Genomic DNA, 266 nt, shown 5'->3' on the forward strand with positions numbered 1-266 from the left:
GTTCCCGGCCGAACCGCTGGCAACAAAGGATAAGGGTTGCGCTCGTTGCGGGACTTAACCCAACATTTCACAACACGAGCTGACGACAGCCATGCAGCACCTGTCTCAGAGTTCCCGAAGGCACCAAAGCATCTCTGCTAAGTTCTCTGGATGTCAAGAGTAGGTAAGGTTCTTCGCGTTGCATCGAATTAAACCACATGCTCCACCGCTTGTGCGGGCCCCCGTCAATTCATTTGAGTTTTAACCTTGCGGCCGTACTCCCCAGG

1 rRNA gene is annotated in these 266 nt (G+C 53.8%); it reads right to left on the reverse strand.

What is annotated here, in order from left to right:
* A 16S ribosomal RNA gene (locus WFK85_RS23715) occupies positions 1 to 266 on the reverse strand; the annotation flags it as partial.

The organism is Cedecea sp. VD22 (genome assembly GCF_037150195.1).
GTDB lineage: Bacteria > Pseudomonadota > Gammaproteobacteria > Enterobacterales > Enterobacteriaceae > Cedecea.